Origin of the sequence: Pseudomonas sp. A-RE-22 (assembly GCF_019956035.1) — a bacterium.
Taxonomy (GTDB): domain Bacteria; phylum Pseudomonadota; class Gammaproteobacteria; order Pseudomonadales; family Pseudomonadaceae; genus Aquipseudomonas; species Aquipseudomonas brassicacearum.
Map to the genome: position 1 here is coordinate 1 of NZ_JAHBCZ010000075.1, position 13,025 is coordinate 13,025.

Below are 13,025 nucleotides of genomic sequence, written 5' to 3' on the forward strand. Positions count from 1 at the left end.
GGGCATACCCCACCGCCACCGCCGCATCCACGGCATTGCCGCCGCTCTTGAGCACATCGACACCCACGTGGGTCGCCAGGTGCTGGGCGGTGACCACCATGCCGTTCTCGGCGGCCACTGGCGCCTGGGAGGCGGCCTGGGCATACAAACAGCTGAGGGTCAGGGTGGTGGCAATGAGGGTCCGGGCAAAGGATTCGAACTTCATGAGTCGGCCTCTTCTTGTTTTAAAAAGTCGGGGATCGCATCAAGCAACTAGCTAGTATGGCCTGGTTTGCGTAATGCGCCTGTTCTCCCGTCCACCGGGTGACGCCACGGTAGCCTTTGAGATAGGCTCCTGCGGTTCATCTTGACTGCATAAGGACATCGCCGATGACGCTACGAATCGAACGCACGGACACGCCCACCGACGAAGAACGCCAAGCCATCCTCGCCCCGCTACGCGCCTATAACACGGCCAAGACCGGCGGGACGGTGCCTGAACTGGTGGCTTGGCTGGTGCGGGACGAACAGGACGAAATCGTTGGGGGGCTCTACGGCCGAGTGTTTTTCGGCTGGCTGTATATCGAGCTGCTGGTGGTGCCGGAACAGGCCCGGGGCCAGGGCACGGGCTCGACCCTGATGCAGATGGCCGAAGAACTGGCCCGGGAGAAAAACTGCGTGGGCATCTGGTTGGACACCTTCGACTTCCAGGCGCCGGAGTTCTACCGCAAACACGGCTTCACGGAAATCGGCCAGATCGACGACTACCCGCCAGGCCACCAGCACTTCTTCTTCCAGAAGCGCCTGACGCCTACAGATTGAAACGCAAACCCTGTGGGAGCGAGCTTGCTCGCGATAACCATCTAGCAGTCAACACTGTCGTCTGACCCACCGCCATCGCGAGCAAGCTCGCTCCCACAAGGGGGCCGGATTCACCGCCAATCCTCTGTGGGAGCGAGCCTGCTCGCGATCGGCCTATCTGCTTAAAGACACGTCGCCAACGCCGCCAACCGGCGCTTGGCCACGAAGTCGTCATGCTTGGCGTAATAACTCAACTCGGTGCCTGTCGCACCGGCATGCAGATCGACAAACGATTCGGCAGAGCGGGTGTAGACCGTCGAGCCGCCCTTCTTGCCCGGTTGCAGGTAGGCGCCGGCATCGACACCAAACACCGCTTCGTCCTGCCAGGAGAACTGCACGCACTGGGCCACGACCTGTTCGGGTTTGTCCGAGGTCAGGGTCTTGTAAGGGGCCTGGGTCCGGGCCTCGTTCATCGCCGAACCCGCGCAGCCGGCCAGCAAGGTTGCGGCCAGGGCCACGGTCAACATTCGCATTGCGTTCACTCATCAAGAAAAAAACGGACTGTAGCACTGCGGCCCGGGCCTTCGTGCTGCTTTACTGAAATTTACACGGGACATCGGCCTGCGATTCGCGCACCCTGTCGCGCCATTGCCACCAGCCACGCGGAACACCCCATGACCCCCAACGCCGAATTCTACAAACCCACCGCCGAATACGCCGACAAACTGATCAGCCAGATCGGCCAGACACCGTCCTGGATCGCCAAGCGCCTCGGCGTCACCGACAAGCGGATTCGCTACATCCTCGACGGCGAACGCACCGTCAAGGGTGAAACCACGCCGATCCAGATGACCTACACCGAACAGTTCGCCCTCGAATGCCTGGCGGCTGCGGCCAAGGCCAGCAAGAAGCAGTCTGCATCCCCCAAGGAGTGACCATGGCGGCAACCGAACAGCAACACGAACGAGCCCTGGAAAAATTCCTCGACGAGCGCCCCGAGCTGCGCGTCGAGCTGGACCACCTCAACCCGCTGCTGGCCCAGGCCAAGGGCGAGACCGCCGCGCAGTACCGCGCCGAGCGGTTGCATGAAGCCTTCGAAGCCGAGGCCGAGCGCCTGGGCCTGTTTGCCTGGGAACTGACCCTGCAACTGACCGCCGCCTCACCCCAGGACTACCAGGCCCAGCGCCTGGAAGTGCACAAGGAAGTGGCGGAGATGGCGGGGATGGAATGGGCGGAGTATTGCGAGTTGCATGGCCTCAAACTCCAGGACTGAGCACTTTCCCTGTGGCCTGTAGGAGCTGCCGAGCAGGAGCATTCTTTAAATGCCCCTGAACCAAACAGGTCTCGCCCCCTTCCCTGGCAATCGCCCCACCGCCCATAAAGCTTTATCATGGCCGCAGTTTTGCTGATCGGGTCTGTCATGAAGTTCGCCATCGCGCTGTTTTCCGCCGCCCATGCGCCCTCCTCGCGCCGTGCCCTGCTGTTTGCCGAGGCTGCGCTGGCGGGCGGGCATGAGATCGTGCGGCTGTTTTTCTATCAGGACGGCGTCTATAACGCCTGCGCCAGTGTCGTCACGCCCCAGGACGAACAGGACCTGCCCCGGCAATGGCGAACCTTTGTCAGCGACAACCAGCTCGACGGCGTGGTCTGCATCGCGGCGGCGTTGCGTCGTGGGGTGTTGAACGAGGAAGAGGCCCAGCGCTACCAGCGTTCGGCGGCCAGTGTCGAGGCGCCCTGGGCCTTGTCCGGGCTGGGCCAGTTGCACGATGCGATCCAGGACGCCGACCGTTTGATCTGCTTTGGAGGCGCGTGATGGCCAAGTCTTTATTGCTCATCAGCCGCCAGGCCCCATGGTCCGGCCCCGGTGCCCGTGAAGCGCTGGACATCGTCCTGGCCGGCGGTGCGTTCGACCTGCCGATCGGCCTGCTGTTTCTCGATGACGGGGTGTTCCAGCTCACCGCCGGCCAAAACGCCAAGGCGGTCCAGCAAAAGGACCTGAGCGCCAACCTGCAGGCGTTGCCGATGTTCGGCGTCGAGGACCTGTTCCTCTGTGCCGACAGCGCCGCCGAACGAGGTATCGCCACCGATACCTTGGCGCTGGGCGACGTGAAAGCTCTGACCGCGCCGCAAATCGCCGCGCTCATTGACCGTTACGACCAGGTGATCACCCTCTGATGTCGACTTTGCATGTGTTGTCTCATTCGCCCTTCGGCGATAACCGCCTCGCCAGTTGCCTGCGGGTACTGGGCAATCAGGATGCGCTGCTGCTGTGCGGCGACGCGACGTACGCGTTGCAACCGGGCAGCCCACCGTTTGAGGTGCTGCAGGCCGCTGGCGTGAACCTGTTCGTGCTCGCCGAAGACCTCCAGGCCCGCGCCCTGGACACGCCAGACTGGGCCGAAGCCATCAACTACTCAGGTTTCGTCGAGCTGTCGATCGAGCACGACAAGGTCAACACCTGGCTATGAAGACGCTGAACGTGGGCGACCGCGCCATCGCGCTGGACAAGGACGGCTACCTGGCCGACCTTGACGACTGGTCGGCCGAGGTCGCCACGGCCCTGGCAACCGCCGAAGACATCGAGCTGAGCCCCGAACACTGGGAAATCCTCGAACTGCTGCGCGGCTTCTACAACGAATTCCAGCTCTCCCCCGCGACCCGACCGCTGATCAAGTACACGGCACTGAAACTGGGCGCGGACAAAGGCAATAGCCTGCACCTGAACCGATTGTTCAAAGGCACTCCCGCCAAACTCGCCGCCAAGCTGGCGGGCCTGCCCAAACCGACGAATTGCTTATGACCGACTTCCCATCGCTGACCCTTGAGACCCCGGCCGAACACCCGTTCGCCCAGTTCGTGCGCATCCTTGGCAAAGGCAAGCGCGGTGCCCGCAACCTGACCCGCGAAGAAGCCCGCGAAGCCATGGGCCTGGTGCTCGACGAAAAGGTCGAGGACACCCAGCTAGGCGCCTTCCTGATGTTGCTGCGACACAAGGAAGAAAGTGCCGAGGAGATGGCCGGTTTCACCGAGGCCCTGCGTGAACGCCTGGTGGTCCCGGCGTTGGCGGTGGACCTCGACTGGCCGACCTACGCCGGCAAGAAGCGCCATTTGCCGTGGTACCTGCTGGCGGCCAAGTGCCTTGGGCAGAACGGCGTGCGGATCTTCATGCACGGCGGTGGCGCTCATACGGCAGGCCGGCTCTACACCGAACAATTGCTGGGTTTGTTGCAGATCCCACTGTGCCGGGATTGGCAGCAGGTCGGCAGCGCGCTGGACAACGGCGGTCTGGCCTTCATGCCGCTGGTGGACTGGGCGCCGCAGATGCAGCGGATGATTGACCTGCGCAACACCCTGGGCCTGCGCTCGCCGATCCACTCCCTGGCACGCATCCTCAACCCGCTGGCCGCCCGGTGCGGCTTGCAAAGCATCTTCCACCCGGGCTATCAGGCCGTGCACCGCGATGCCAGCGGCTTGCTCGGTGATACCGCCATCGTCATCAAGGGCGACGGCGGCGAGATCGAAATCAACCCGGACGCCGACAGCCACTTGTACGGCACCACCGGCGGCGTCAGTTGGGACGAAGAATGGCCGCGATTGGCCGAGCAGCGCCACGTCAAACCGGAAAACCTCGATCCCGAGCACTTGAAGGCGATCTGGCGTGGCGACGTCGAGGACAGCTACCCACAACTGGCGCTGATCGCCACCATGGCCCTGGCCTTGCGTGGCCTGGGCCTGGCGCGCGAAGAAGCGTTCGACAAAGCCCGGCAGTATTGGGATGCCCGGGATCGTTCGATTTAACCGATCATTAGCGCCCAACCTTTGCGCTTTTACTCCGAACCTATCGGAATAGACTCGCCTCCAACGTTTATTGGCCGAGGAGATCGAGATGGGTTTGTTAGTCGAGGGCCGCTGGCAGGATCAGTGGTATGAAAGCAAGGACGGCACCTTCCAGCGCGAACAGGCGCAACGCCGTCACTGGGTGACTGCCGACGGCAGCGCCGGCCCTTCGGGCGACAGCGGTTTTGCCGCCGAGGCCGGGCGCTACCATTTGTACGTGTCCCTGGCCTGCCCCTGGGCGCACCGCACGCTGATCTTGCGCAAGCTCAAGGGCCTGGAAGACTTGATCGATGTGTCGGTGGTCAGCTACCTGATGTTGGAAAACGGCTGGACCTTCGACAAGACCCACGGCTCCACTGGCGACAAACTCGACAACCTGAGCTTCCTGCATCAGCGCTACACCGCCGACACGCCGGACTACACTGGCCGCGTTACCGTGCCGGTGCTGTGGGACAAACGCCAACAACGCATCGTCAACAATGAATCGGCGGAAATCATCCGCATGTTCAACAGTGCCTTCGACGACTTGACTGGCAACGACCTGGACCTGTATCCCGAACACCTGCGCCGCGATATCGACGCCTTGAACGAGCGGATCTACCCGGCGGTGAACAACGGTGTGTACCGTGCCGGATTCGCCACGACCCAAGCCGCGTATGAAGAAGCCTTCGACCGGCTATTTGCCGAACTGGATTGGCTGGAAGCGTTGCTGGCAACCCGCCGTTACCTGGCTGGCGAATACCTGACCGAGGCGGATATTCGCCTATTCACTACGATCATCCGCTTCGACGCGGTGTACTTCGGCCACTTCAAATGCAACCTGCGGCGCATCGCCGATTATCCGAACCTGTCGAACTGGCTGCGGGAGTTGTACCAGTGGCCAGGCATTGCCGAGACCGTGGATTTCACCCACATCCAAGGCCATTACTACGGCAGCCACAAGACCATCAACCCCAATGGGATCGTGCCCAAGGGGCCGAAGCAGGACCTTACGGTCGCCCATGATCGGGGAAGGTTGAGTGGGAAAGGGATTTGGCGTGGGGCTGGGGATTGAACCTGGGTTTTCGCTGTATTTGAGGGCCTCATCGCGAGCAAGCTCGCTCCCACATTGGACTGTATTCAAACACGGTCCACTGTGGGAGCGAGCTTGCTCGCAATCGGGACAACACGGTTTCAGACCTGGCCTTGAGCCCCTTCAAACCACGCCAGCTTCTCGCGCAACTGCACCACTTCCCCAACAATCACCAGGGTCGGCGCATGCACTTCGTGCTCGGCCACCAGCCGTGGCAAGTCCGCCAAAGTGCCGGTAAATACCCGCTGGTTGGACGTCGTGCCCTGCTGGATCAACGCCGCTGGCGTATCCGCCGCACGGCCATGCTTGATCAGCTCGCTGCAGATCATCGGCAGGCCGACCAAGCCCATGTAGAACACCAGCGTCTGGGCCGGAGAGACCAGGTCGGCCCATGGCAGGTCGCTGGTGCCGTCCTTGAGATGGCCGGTGATGAAACGCACCGATTGGGCGTAGTCGCGATGGGTCAGCGGGATTCCGGCGTAGGCCGCGCAACCACTGGCCGCGGTGATGCCCGGGACGACCTGGAACGGGATGCCATGGGCCGCCAGCTCTTCGATCTCCTCGCCGCCGCGCCCGAAGATGAACGGATCACCGCCCTTCAACCGCACCACGCGCTTGCCTTGGCGAGCCAGGTCCACCAATTGCTGGTTGATCTGGTCCTGGGGTACGGCATGTTCGGAACGGCGCTTGCCGACGTAGATGCGCTCGGCGTCGCGCCGGCAGAGCTCCAGGATCGCCGGCGCCACCAGGCGGTCGTACAGCACCACGTCCGCCTGTTGCATCAAGCGCAAGGCGCGGAAGGTCAACAGGTCCGGATCGCCCGGCCCGGCGCCCACCAGATAAACTTCGCCCGGCGCGTCCGGCGCCTGGCCATCGATTTTTTCCCGCAGCAGGCGCTCGGCTTCAGCGCCCTGCCCGGCCAGTTGCCGGTCGGCGATAGGACCCTGGAACACTTCTTCCCAGAACGCCCGTCGTTGCTGCACATCGGGAAACAAGCCTTTGACCTGGCTGCGAAAACGCGCCGCCAGCCCAGCCAACTGCCCGTAGGTCGACGGAATCCAGGTTTCCAGCTTGGCCCGGATCAGCCGCGCCAGCACCGGCGCGTCGCCGCCGCTGGACACCGCGATCACCAACGGTGAGCGGTCGACGATCGCCGGGAAGATCACGCTGCACAGCGCCGGCGCGTCCACCACGTTGACCGGCACACAACGCTTATGAGCGTCAGCCGAGACCTGGGCATTGAGCGGTTCGTCGTCGGTAGCGGCAATGATCAGCCCGCAACCGTCCAGGTCCGTTTCAAGGTAACCGCGCTGGAGGCACTCGCCGCCGCTGCCACTGACCAGTTCCCGCAACTGCGGTTCGATGTCGGGTGCGACCACCCGCAGCAACGCGCCGGCATCGGCCAGCAGGCGGGACTTGCGCAAGGCAATCTCCCCACCGCCGACCACCAGCACGCGGCTGCCGCGCAGGTTGTGGAACAGTGGCAAATAGTCCATTTAGCCGATGACCTCGATGCCGCCCATGTAGGGCTTCAACACTTCAGGCACACGGATCGAACCGTCGGCCTGCTGGTAGTTTTCCAGCACCGCCACCAGGGTACGCCCCACCGCCAGGCCGGAGCCATTGAGGGTGTGGACCAGTTCCGGCTTGCCGGTTTCCGGGTTGCGGAAACGCGCCTGCATGCGGCGGGCCTGGAAGTCGCCGCAGTTGGAGCACGAGGAAATCTCGCGGTACTTGTCCTGGCTCGGGATCCAGACTTCCAGGTCATAGGTCTTGACCGCACTGAAGCCCATGTCGCCGGTGCACAGCGCCAGGGTGCGATACGGCAGTTCCAGCAGCTGCAAGACCTTCTCGGCGTTGGCGGTCAGGCTTTCCAGCGCTTCCATGGACTTCGAAGGCTCGACGATCTGCACCATCTCGACCTTGTCGAACTGGTGCTGGCGGATCATGCCACGGGTGTCACGGCCCGACGCCCCGGCTTCACTGCGGAAGCACGGCGTGTGGGCAACGAACTTGATCGGCAGTTGCTTGGCGTCGACGATTTCGCCGGCCACGATGTTGGTCAGCGACACTTCGGCGGTCGGGATCAGGTACAGGTCTGCCTCGCCTTCGCGGCTGATCTTGAACAGATCTTCCTCGAACTTCGGCAACTGGCCAGTACCTTGCAGGGCCGGGGCCTGGACCAGGTAAGGCGTGTAGGCCTCTTCGTAGCCATGCTCGGTGACGTGCAGGTTGATCATGAACTGCGCCAGGGCCCGGTGCAGGCGGGCAATCGGCCCGCGCAGCAAGGCAAAACGAGCGCCCGACAGCTTGGCGGCGGTTTCGAAGTCCAGCCAGCCGAATTTCTCGCCCAGGGCCACGTGGTCCTGGACCGGGAAATCGAAGGCTTTCGGCGTGCCCCAACGGCGCACTTCGACGTTGCCCTCTTCGTCTTCACCGACCGGCACCGATTCGTGAGGCAGGTTCGGGATGCCCAACAGGATCGAATCCAGCTCGGTCTGGATCGCGTCCAGCTCGACCTTGCCGGCGCTCAATTCGCCCGCCATGCGCTCGACATCAGCCATCAGCGGCGCGATGTCTTCACCGCGCTGCTTGGCCTGGCCGATGGACTTGGAGCGCGCGTTACGTTCAGCCTGCAGGGCTTCGGTGCGGGTCTGGACGGTCTTGCGCTGTTCTTCCAGCGCTTCGATGCGCGCGACGTCCAGGGCAAAGCCACGGGATGCCAGGCGGTCCGCTACGTCCTGAAGGTTGCTACGTAACAGTTTGGAATCGAGCATGTCGGTCTCTCGTTATCAAAGTTTGGTCAAGGACAGGCCAGCCCAGGTGGCGAGCAGCCCGCCGAATACGCTGATGGCCGCATAGCCCAGGGCCAGCGGCACTTGCCCGCTTTCCAGCAAGCGCACCGTATCCAGTGAAAAGGATGAAAAGGTCGTCAGGCCGCCAAGAAAGCCGACGATCAGGCCCGCACGCACCTCGATAGGCACTTCCGGGCGCATCAAAAACAGACCGTATAGAACACCGATCAGCAGACAGCCCACGATATTAACGGCCAGCGTCGCGGTATAGAAGTGCCGCGGCCAATTTGCGTTGATCCAGTTGCCGGTCGCGAAGCGCACCAACGTACCCGCAACGCCACCGGCGGAAACTGCAAGAATCAAGGGGATCAAGGTTTTCTCCGCTGCCGTGGACTCAAGCGGTCCAGTTGCGCCAAGTGGTTGAGCTTCTCGCCGATCTTCAGCTCCAGGCCACGAGGCACCGGCTGATAGAAGCGCTGGGGTTCGAGTTCATCGGGAAAATAGTCTTCGCCGGCGGCATAGGCGTCCGGCTCATCGTGGGCGTAACGGTATTCTTCGCCGTAGCCCAGCTGCTTCATGAGCTTGGTCGGCGCGTTGCGCAGGTGCAGCGGCACCTCGAGGGAACCGTGCTCGGTAGCGCTGCGCATCGCCGCCTTGAAACCCATGTACACGGCGTTGCTTTTCGGCGCGCAGGCCAGGTAGGTGATCGCCTGGGCCACGGCAAGCTCGCCTTCCGGGCTGCCGAGGCGCTCCTGCACGTCCCAGGCTGCCAGGCACAGGCTCAGGGCCCGCGGGTCGGCATTGCCGATGTCTTCGCTGGCCATGCGCACCACCCGCCGCGCCAGGTACAGCGGATCGCAGCCGCCGTCGATCATGCGCGCAAACCAGTACAAGGCCGCGTCGGGGTTGGAACCGCGGATGGATTTGTGCAACGCCGAAATCTGGTCGTAGAACGCCTCGCCGCCCTTGTCGAAGCGCCGACGGGTGTCACCCAGCAGGCTTTGCAGCAGCTCGACGCCGATCTCGCTGTCGTCTTCTGCCAGGTCCGAGGCGTTTTCCAGCAGGTTGAGCAAGCGCCGGCCATCGCCATCGGCGGCTGAAAACAGGATCTGGAAGCCTTCATCGCTGAGGCTCAGATGCCGCTTGCCCAGGCCGCGCTCCTCGGTCAGCGCGCGATGCACCAACTTGCGCATCGCCGCCTCGTCGAGGCTCTTGAGCACATAGACCCGCGCCCGCGACAGCAAGGCGTTGTTGAGTTCGAACGAGGGGTTTTCGGTGGTCGCGCCGATGAAAATCAGCGTACCGTCTTCGACGTAGGGCAGGAACGCGTCTTGTTGGGACTTGTTGAAACGGTGGACTTCGTCGACGAACAGGATCGTGCGCTTGCCGTATTGCCCGGCCTGCTGCTTGGCCACTTCCACCGCCTGGCGGATTTCCTTGACCCCGGCCAGTACCGCCGACACCGTTTCGAAATGGGCGTCCGAGACTTCCGCCAGCAGCCGCGCCAGGGTGGTCTTGCCCACGCCCGGCGGGCCCCAGAAGATCATCGAGTGCAAGGCACCCTGCTCCAAGGCCTCGCGCAGAGGCTTGCCGCGGGCGAGCACATGCTCCTGGCCGACGTACTCATCCAGGTTGGTCGCGCGCAGGCGGGCGGCCAAGGGCTGGGCAATCGGGGCGATTCGAAACAGGTCCATCACTACTTATGCAACCTCCACTGAATCCTGGTGCCGATGATCTCTGCCGGAGCAGACCTGTGGGAGCAGACCTGTGGGAGCAAGGCTTGCCCGCGACTGCATCGCCTCGGTCTACCAGATACACCGAGGTGCCTGTATCGCGGGCAAGCCTTGCTCCCACAGACCAATTCCCACAGACCATCCCTACAGGCCATTCCTACAGGCCATTTCCCACAGCGGGTCTTGGTTTATTCCTGGATCACGTCCGCACCCTTGGGGATATCGAACTTGAACTTGGACGCGGCGATCGGCTCGTTGGCCTTGACCCCGGTGAACAGGATATTGGTGCGCTGGCCGACACTGTCGATCAGTTGCATGTCGTTGACCAGGCCGTTACGGAACGACAGGCGCAGACTGTCGAACAGGCTATCCTTGGTCTTGGGCTTGAGGGTGAAGTCAATCACGCCACCGGCCTCCTTGGAGGTGATCTCGAAGCTCTGGCTGATCTCGGAAATGTCACCGGAGAGCAGCAGCGCCGGCGTCTGGGTCAGGCGCTGGTCGAGGGTCTTGATGGTTACCTGCTCCAGGTCCGGGTCCCACAGGGAAACTTTCTTGCCATCTGAGACCATCAATTGCTCGGCTGGCGCATCGGTGTGCCAGTAGAACAGGCCTGGACGCTGCAGGGCCATGTCGCCAGCGGTTTCCTGCAACTGGGTACCACTGCCATCGAGGGTCAACTGGGAGAAACGCGCGGTCAGGGTCTGGGAGCCTCCCAGCAATTGGGTCAGGCGAGCCACGTCCTTTTCGCCGGCGTGGGCCGACAAAGTAGACAAGGCCAGTACGGGCAACAGCAACATGCGAATCAGGCGCATGGGAGTCCTCATGAAGTCGTGGGGGTCGAGCGGTCTGTCAGCAGGCCGCCCGGGTCGTTAGTCGCGCATCGGGCCCGGCGCCAGTACTTCGCGCGAGCCGTTGGTGTTCATGGCCGTCACCACCCCGGCCATTTCCATGGCTTCGATCATGCGGGCGGCGCGGTTGTAGCCAATCTTCAGCTTGCGCTGAACGGCAGAAATCGAGGCCCGGCGGCTTTCCAGGACGAATTGCACCGCTTCGTCATAGAGCGCATCGGTTTCAGCATCGTCGTCACCGCCGCCGCTGCTGCCCTCGAAACCGCTGCCGGCTTCTTCGACACCGTTGAGGATGTCGTCGTTGTATTCAGGAGCGCCACGCAGTTTCCAGGCCTCCACCACGCGGTGCACTTCGTCGTCGGAGACGAACGCGCCATGCACACGGATCGGCAGGCTGGTGCCCGGCGGCATGTAGAGCATGTCACCGTGACCAAGCAGCTGCTCGGCACCGCCCTGGTCGATGATGGTCCGCGAGTCGATCTTGCTCGACACCTGGAACGCCATGCGGGTCGGGATGTTGGCCTTGATCAGGCCGGTGATCACGTCCACCGACGGCCGCTGTGTGGCGAGGATCAGGTGGATACCGGCCGCACGGGCCTTCTGGGCAATACGGGCGATCAGCTCTTCGACCTTCTTGCCGACGATCATCATCATGTCGGCGAATTCGTCCACCACCACCACGATGGTCGGCAGCTTGTGCAGCAGCGGCGCTTCGTCGTGGATATTTTCGCGGTGATACAGCGGGTCGCTCAACGGCGTACCGGCCTCTTCGGCTTCCTTGACCTTGGCATTGAAGCCCGACAGGTTGCGCACGCCCATCTTCGCCATCAGCTTGTAGCGGCGCTCCATCTCGGCGACGCTCCAGCGCAAGGCGTTGGCGGCGTCCTTCATGTCGGTGACCACCGGGCAGAGCAGGTGCGGGATGCCTTCGTAGATCGACAGCTCGAGCATTTTCGGGTCGATCATGATCAGCTTGGCGTCTTCGGGACCTGACTTGAACAGAATCGACAGGATCATCGCGTTCACGCCCACCGACTTACCGGAACCGGTGGTACCGGCCACCAGCAGGTGGGGCATTTTCGCCAGGTCAGTGATGACCGGCTTGCCGCCGATGTCGTGGCCCAGGGCCAGGGTGACCGGCGACTTGTGGTTGTCGTACTCAGGCGTCGACAGCACTTCGGAGAAGCGCACGATCTGCCGGTCTTCGTTGGGAATCTCGATGCCCACGGTGGTCTTGCCGGGAATCACTTCCACCACCCGCACGCTGGTCACGGCCAGGGAACGCGCCAGGTCTTTCGCGAGGTTGGAGATGCGGCTGACCTTCACGCCGGCGGCCGGCTGGATTTCGTAGCGGGTGATGACCGGGCCCGGGTGAATCGAGTCCACCGAGACCTCGACGCCGAACTCCTTGAGCTTGATCTCCAGCAAATGGCCGACGGCCGCCAGGGATTCGGGCGAGTAGTTGAGCTGTTTCTTCTCGGCCGGGTCCAGGATCGAGATCGGCGGCAAGGTGCCTTCCACCGCGCTGTCGACGAACAGCGGCGCCTGTTTCTCTTTCTGGACGCGCTTGCTTTGCTCGGGCGGCTTGGCCGGGGCCATGGTGATGACCGGCGGCACCTGTTTCTCGCGATCGGACATGTGCTTGCTCAACGCCTGCTCACGCTCGATCAGGCGCTCCTTGACCTTGGCCTGCTCGCGCTTGTCCGGCGTCGTCGGGGCTACCACGTCGTGGACACGGTCGTCGACTTCACGCAGTTGCGCCACCAGTTGCTTGCGCTCGGTGCGCGCCGCCCACCAGCGATTCATGGCGCCCTGGATCAGCTCGATCAGGTCGAGGGTGATCTTGCCGGTGACGTCCATGACCTTGAACCATGACAGGTCGGTGAACACCGTCAGGCCGAACAGGAACAGGGCGATGAACAGCAGCGTGCTGCCCTGGATGTTCAGGGCGTTCCTGGCC

At 63.0% G+C, this 13,025-nt stretch carries 16 protein-coding genes and 1 pseudogene; 9 read left to right on the plus strand and 8 right to left on the minus strand.

Annotated features, from left to right (window positions below):
• Positions 1–205: pseudogene (ggt, locus tag KGA89_RS27275) on the minus strand (gamma-glutamyltransferase); the annotation flags it as partial.
• 164 nt (positions 206–369) lie between these two features.
• Here ggt and KGA89_RS27280 point away from each other — a divergent pair.
• Positions 370–801 (plus strand): GNAT family N-acetyltransferase, encoded by a 432-nt coding sequence (locus tag KGA89_RS27280; protein ID WP_223473020.1) that lies wholly within the window; start codon positions 370–372, stop codon positions 799–801.
• A gap of 161 nt (positions 802–962) precedes the next feature.
• Here the strand turns inward: KGA89_RS27280 and KGA89_RS27285 are convergent, their stop codons facing one another.
• Entirely contained in the window at positions 963–1,313 is a 351-nt protein-coding gene (locus KGA89_RS27285; protein ID WP_013693699.1) for a hypothetical protein, read from the minus strand.
• Positions 1,314–1,454: 141 nt separating this feature from the next.
• Between KGA89_RS27285 and KGA89_RS27290 the strand changes: the two genes are divergently transcribed.
• From KGA89_RS27290 to KGA89_RS27325, 8 genes are all read left to right on the plus strand, one after another.
• Positions 1,455–1,715: a hypothetical protein gene (locus KGA89_RS27290; RefSeq protein ID WP_003203303.1), complete on the plus strand. Its 261-nt coding sequence runs from the start codon at positions 1,455–1,457 to the stop codon at positions 1,713–1,715.
• Between the two features lie 2 nt (positions 1,716–1,717).
• Positions 1,718–2,053: a DUF6388 family protein gene (locus KGA89_RS27295; protein ID WP_003203305.1), complete on the plus strand. Its 336-nt coding sequence runs from the start codon at positions 1,718–1,720 to the stop codon at positions 2,051–2,053.
• Between the two features lie 147 nt (positions 2,054–2,200).
• Positions 2,201–2,593: a sulfurtransferase complex subunit TusD gene (gene tusD / locus KGA89_RS27300; protein WP_003203307.1), complete on the plus strand. Its 393-nt coding sequence runs from the start codon at positions 2,201–2,203 to the stop codon at positions 2,591–2,593.
• Entirely contained in the window at positions 2,593–2,955 is a 363-nt protein-coding gene (gene tusC / locus KGA89_RS27305) for a sulfurtransferase complex subunit TusC (protein ID WP_014337699.1), read from the plus strand. The genes tusD and tusC overlap by 1 nt, the downstream gene beginning before the upstream one ends.
• Complete coding sequence (gene tusB / locus KGA89_RS27310) at positions 2,955–3,248, plus strand: sulfurtransferase complex subunit TusB (protein WP_003203312.1); 294 nt, start codon at positions 2,955–2,957, stop codon at positions 3,246–3,248. The genes tusC and tusB overlap by 1 nt, the downstream gene beginning before the upstream one ends.
• Positions 3,245–3,580, plus strand: coding sequence for a TusE/DsrC/DsvC family sulfur relay protein (locus KGA89_RS27315; RefSeq protein ID WP_046064135.1), 336 nt, complete (start codon positions 3,245–3,247; stop codon positions 3,578–3,580). The genes tusB and KGA89_RS27315 overlap by 4 nt, the downstream gene beginning before the upstream one ends.
• The gene (locus KGA89_RS27320) at positions 3,577–4,578 is read left to right on the plus strand and encodes a glycosyl transferase family protein (protein ID WP_046064134.1); all 1,002 of its coding nucleotides are present in this window, start codon (positions 3,577–3,579) and stop codon (positions 4,576–4,578) included. Before KGA89_RS27315 ends, KGA89_RS27320 begins: the two co-directional genes overlap by 4 nt.
• 88 nt (positions 4,579–4,666) lie before the next feature.
• Positions 4,667–5,671, plus strand: coding sequence for a glutathione S-transferase family protein (locus KGA89_RS27325; protein WP_027912001.1), 1,005 nt, complete (start codon positions 4,667–4,669; stop codon positions 5,669–5,671).
• Between the two features lie 119 nt (positions 5,672–5,790).
• On the opposite strand, the gene cysG is transcribed toward KGA89_RS27325, so the two are convergent.
• The 6 genes from cysG to KGA89_RS27355 form a co-directional block, all read right to left on the minus strand.
• A complete protein-coding gene (gene cysG / locus KGA89_RS27330) occupies positions 5,791–7,185 on the minus strand; it encodes a siroheme synthase CysG (RefSeq protein WP_003203321.1) in 1,395 nt (464 codons plus the stop codon).
• The gene (gene serS, locus KGA89_RS27335) at positions 7,186–8,466 is read right to left on the minus strand and encodes a serine--tRNA ligase (RefSeq protein WP_003203323.1); all 1,281 of its coding nucleotides are present in this window, start codon (positions 8,464–8,466) and stop codon (positions 7,186–7,188) included.
• A gap of 15 nt (positions 8,467–8,481) precedes the next feature.
• Positions 8,482–8,856 carry a fluoride efflux transporter CrcB gene (crcB, locus tag KGA89_RS27340; protein WP_013693703.1) on the minus strand — a complete coding sequence of 125 codons (375 nt, stop codon included), beginning with the start codon at positions 8,854–8,856 and terminating at the stop codon, positions 8,482–8,484.
• Positions 8,853–10,178, minus strand: a complete 1,326-nt coding sequence (locus tag KGA89_RS27345) for a replication-associated recombination protein A (RefSeq protein WP_018608521.1) — start codon at positions 10,176–10,178, stop codon at positions 8,853–8,855. Before KGA89_RS27345 ends, crcB begins: the two co-directional genes overlap by 4 nt.
• A 227-nt stretch (positions 10,179–10,405) precedes the next feature.
• Positions 10,406–11,029, minus strand: a complete 624-nt coding sequence (gene lolA, locus KGA89_RS27350) for an outer membrane lipoprotein chaperone LolA (protein WP_003203330.1) — start codon at positions 11,027–11,029, stop codon at positions 10,406–10,408.
• Positions 11,030–11,086: 57 nt separating this feature from the next.
• A partial coding sequence (locus KGA89_RS27355) for an FtsK/SpoIIIE family DNA translocase (RefSeq protein WP_223473021.1) occupies positions 11,087–13,025 on the minus strand: 1,939 nt, incomplete at its 5' end.

Coding starts and splice junctions, on each gene's coding strand:
- tusC (WP_014337699.1), top strand. CDS start 2,593: ATGGCCAAGTCTTTATTGCTCATCAGCCGCCAGGCCCCATGGTCCGGC.
- lolA (WP_003203330.1), bottom strand. CDS start 11,029: ATGCGCCTGATTCGCATGTTGCTGTTGCCCGTACTGGCCTTGTCTACT.
- KGA89_RS27345 (WP_018608521.1), bottom strand. CDS start 10,178: ATGGACCTGTTTCGAATCGCCCCGATTGCCCAGCCCTTGGCCGCCCGC.
- cysG (WP_003203321.1), bottom strand. CDS start 7,185: ATGGACTATTTGCCACTGTTCCACAACCTGCGCGGCAGCCGCGTGCTG.
- tusB (WP_003203312.1), top strand. CDS start 2,955: ATGTCGACTTTGCATGTGTTGTCTCATTCGCCCTTCGGCGATAACCGC.
- KGA89_RS27325 (WP_027912001.1), top strand. CDS start 4,667: ATGGGTTTGTTAGTCGAGGGCCGCTGGCAGGATCAGTGGTATGAAAGC.
- KGA89_RS27295 (WP_003203305.1), top strand. CDS start 1,718: ATGGCGGCAACCGAACAGCAACACGAACGAGCCCTGGAAAAATTCCTC.
- KGA89_RS27290 (WP_003203303.1), top strand. CDS start 1,455: ATGACCCCCAACGCCGAATTCTACAAACCCACCGCCGAATACGCCGAC.
- KGA89_RS27315 (WP_046064135.1), top strand. CDS start 3,245: ATGAAGACGCTGAACGTGGGCGACCGCGCCATCGCGCTGGACAAGGAC.
- KGA89_RS27320 (WP_046064134.1), top strand. CDS start 3,577: ATGACCGACTTCCCATCGCTGACCCTTGAGACCCCGGCCGAACACCCG.
- serS (WP_003203323.1), bottom strand. CDS start 8,466: ATGCTCGATTCCAAACTGTTACGTAGCAACCTTCAGGACGTAGCGGAC.
- KGA89_RS27280 (WP_223473020.1), top strand. CDS start 370: ATGACGCTACGAATCGAACGCACGGACACGCCCACCGACGAAGAACGC.
- tusD (WP_003203307.1), top strand. CDS start 2,201: ATGAAGTTCGCCATCGCGCTGTTTTCCGCCGCCCATGCGCCCTCCTCG.
- KGA89_RS27285 (WP_013693699.1), bottom strand. CDS start 1,313: ATGCGAATGTTGACCGTGGCCCTGGCCGCAACCTTGCTGGCCGGCTGC.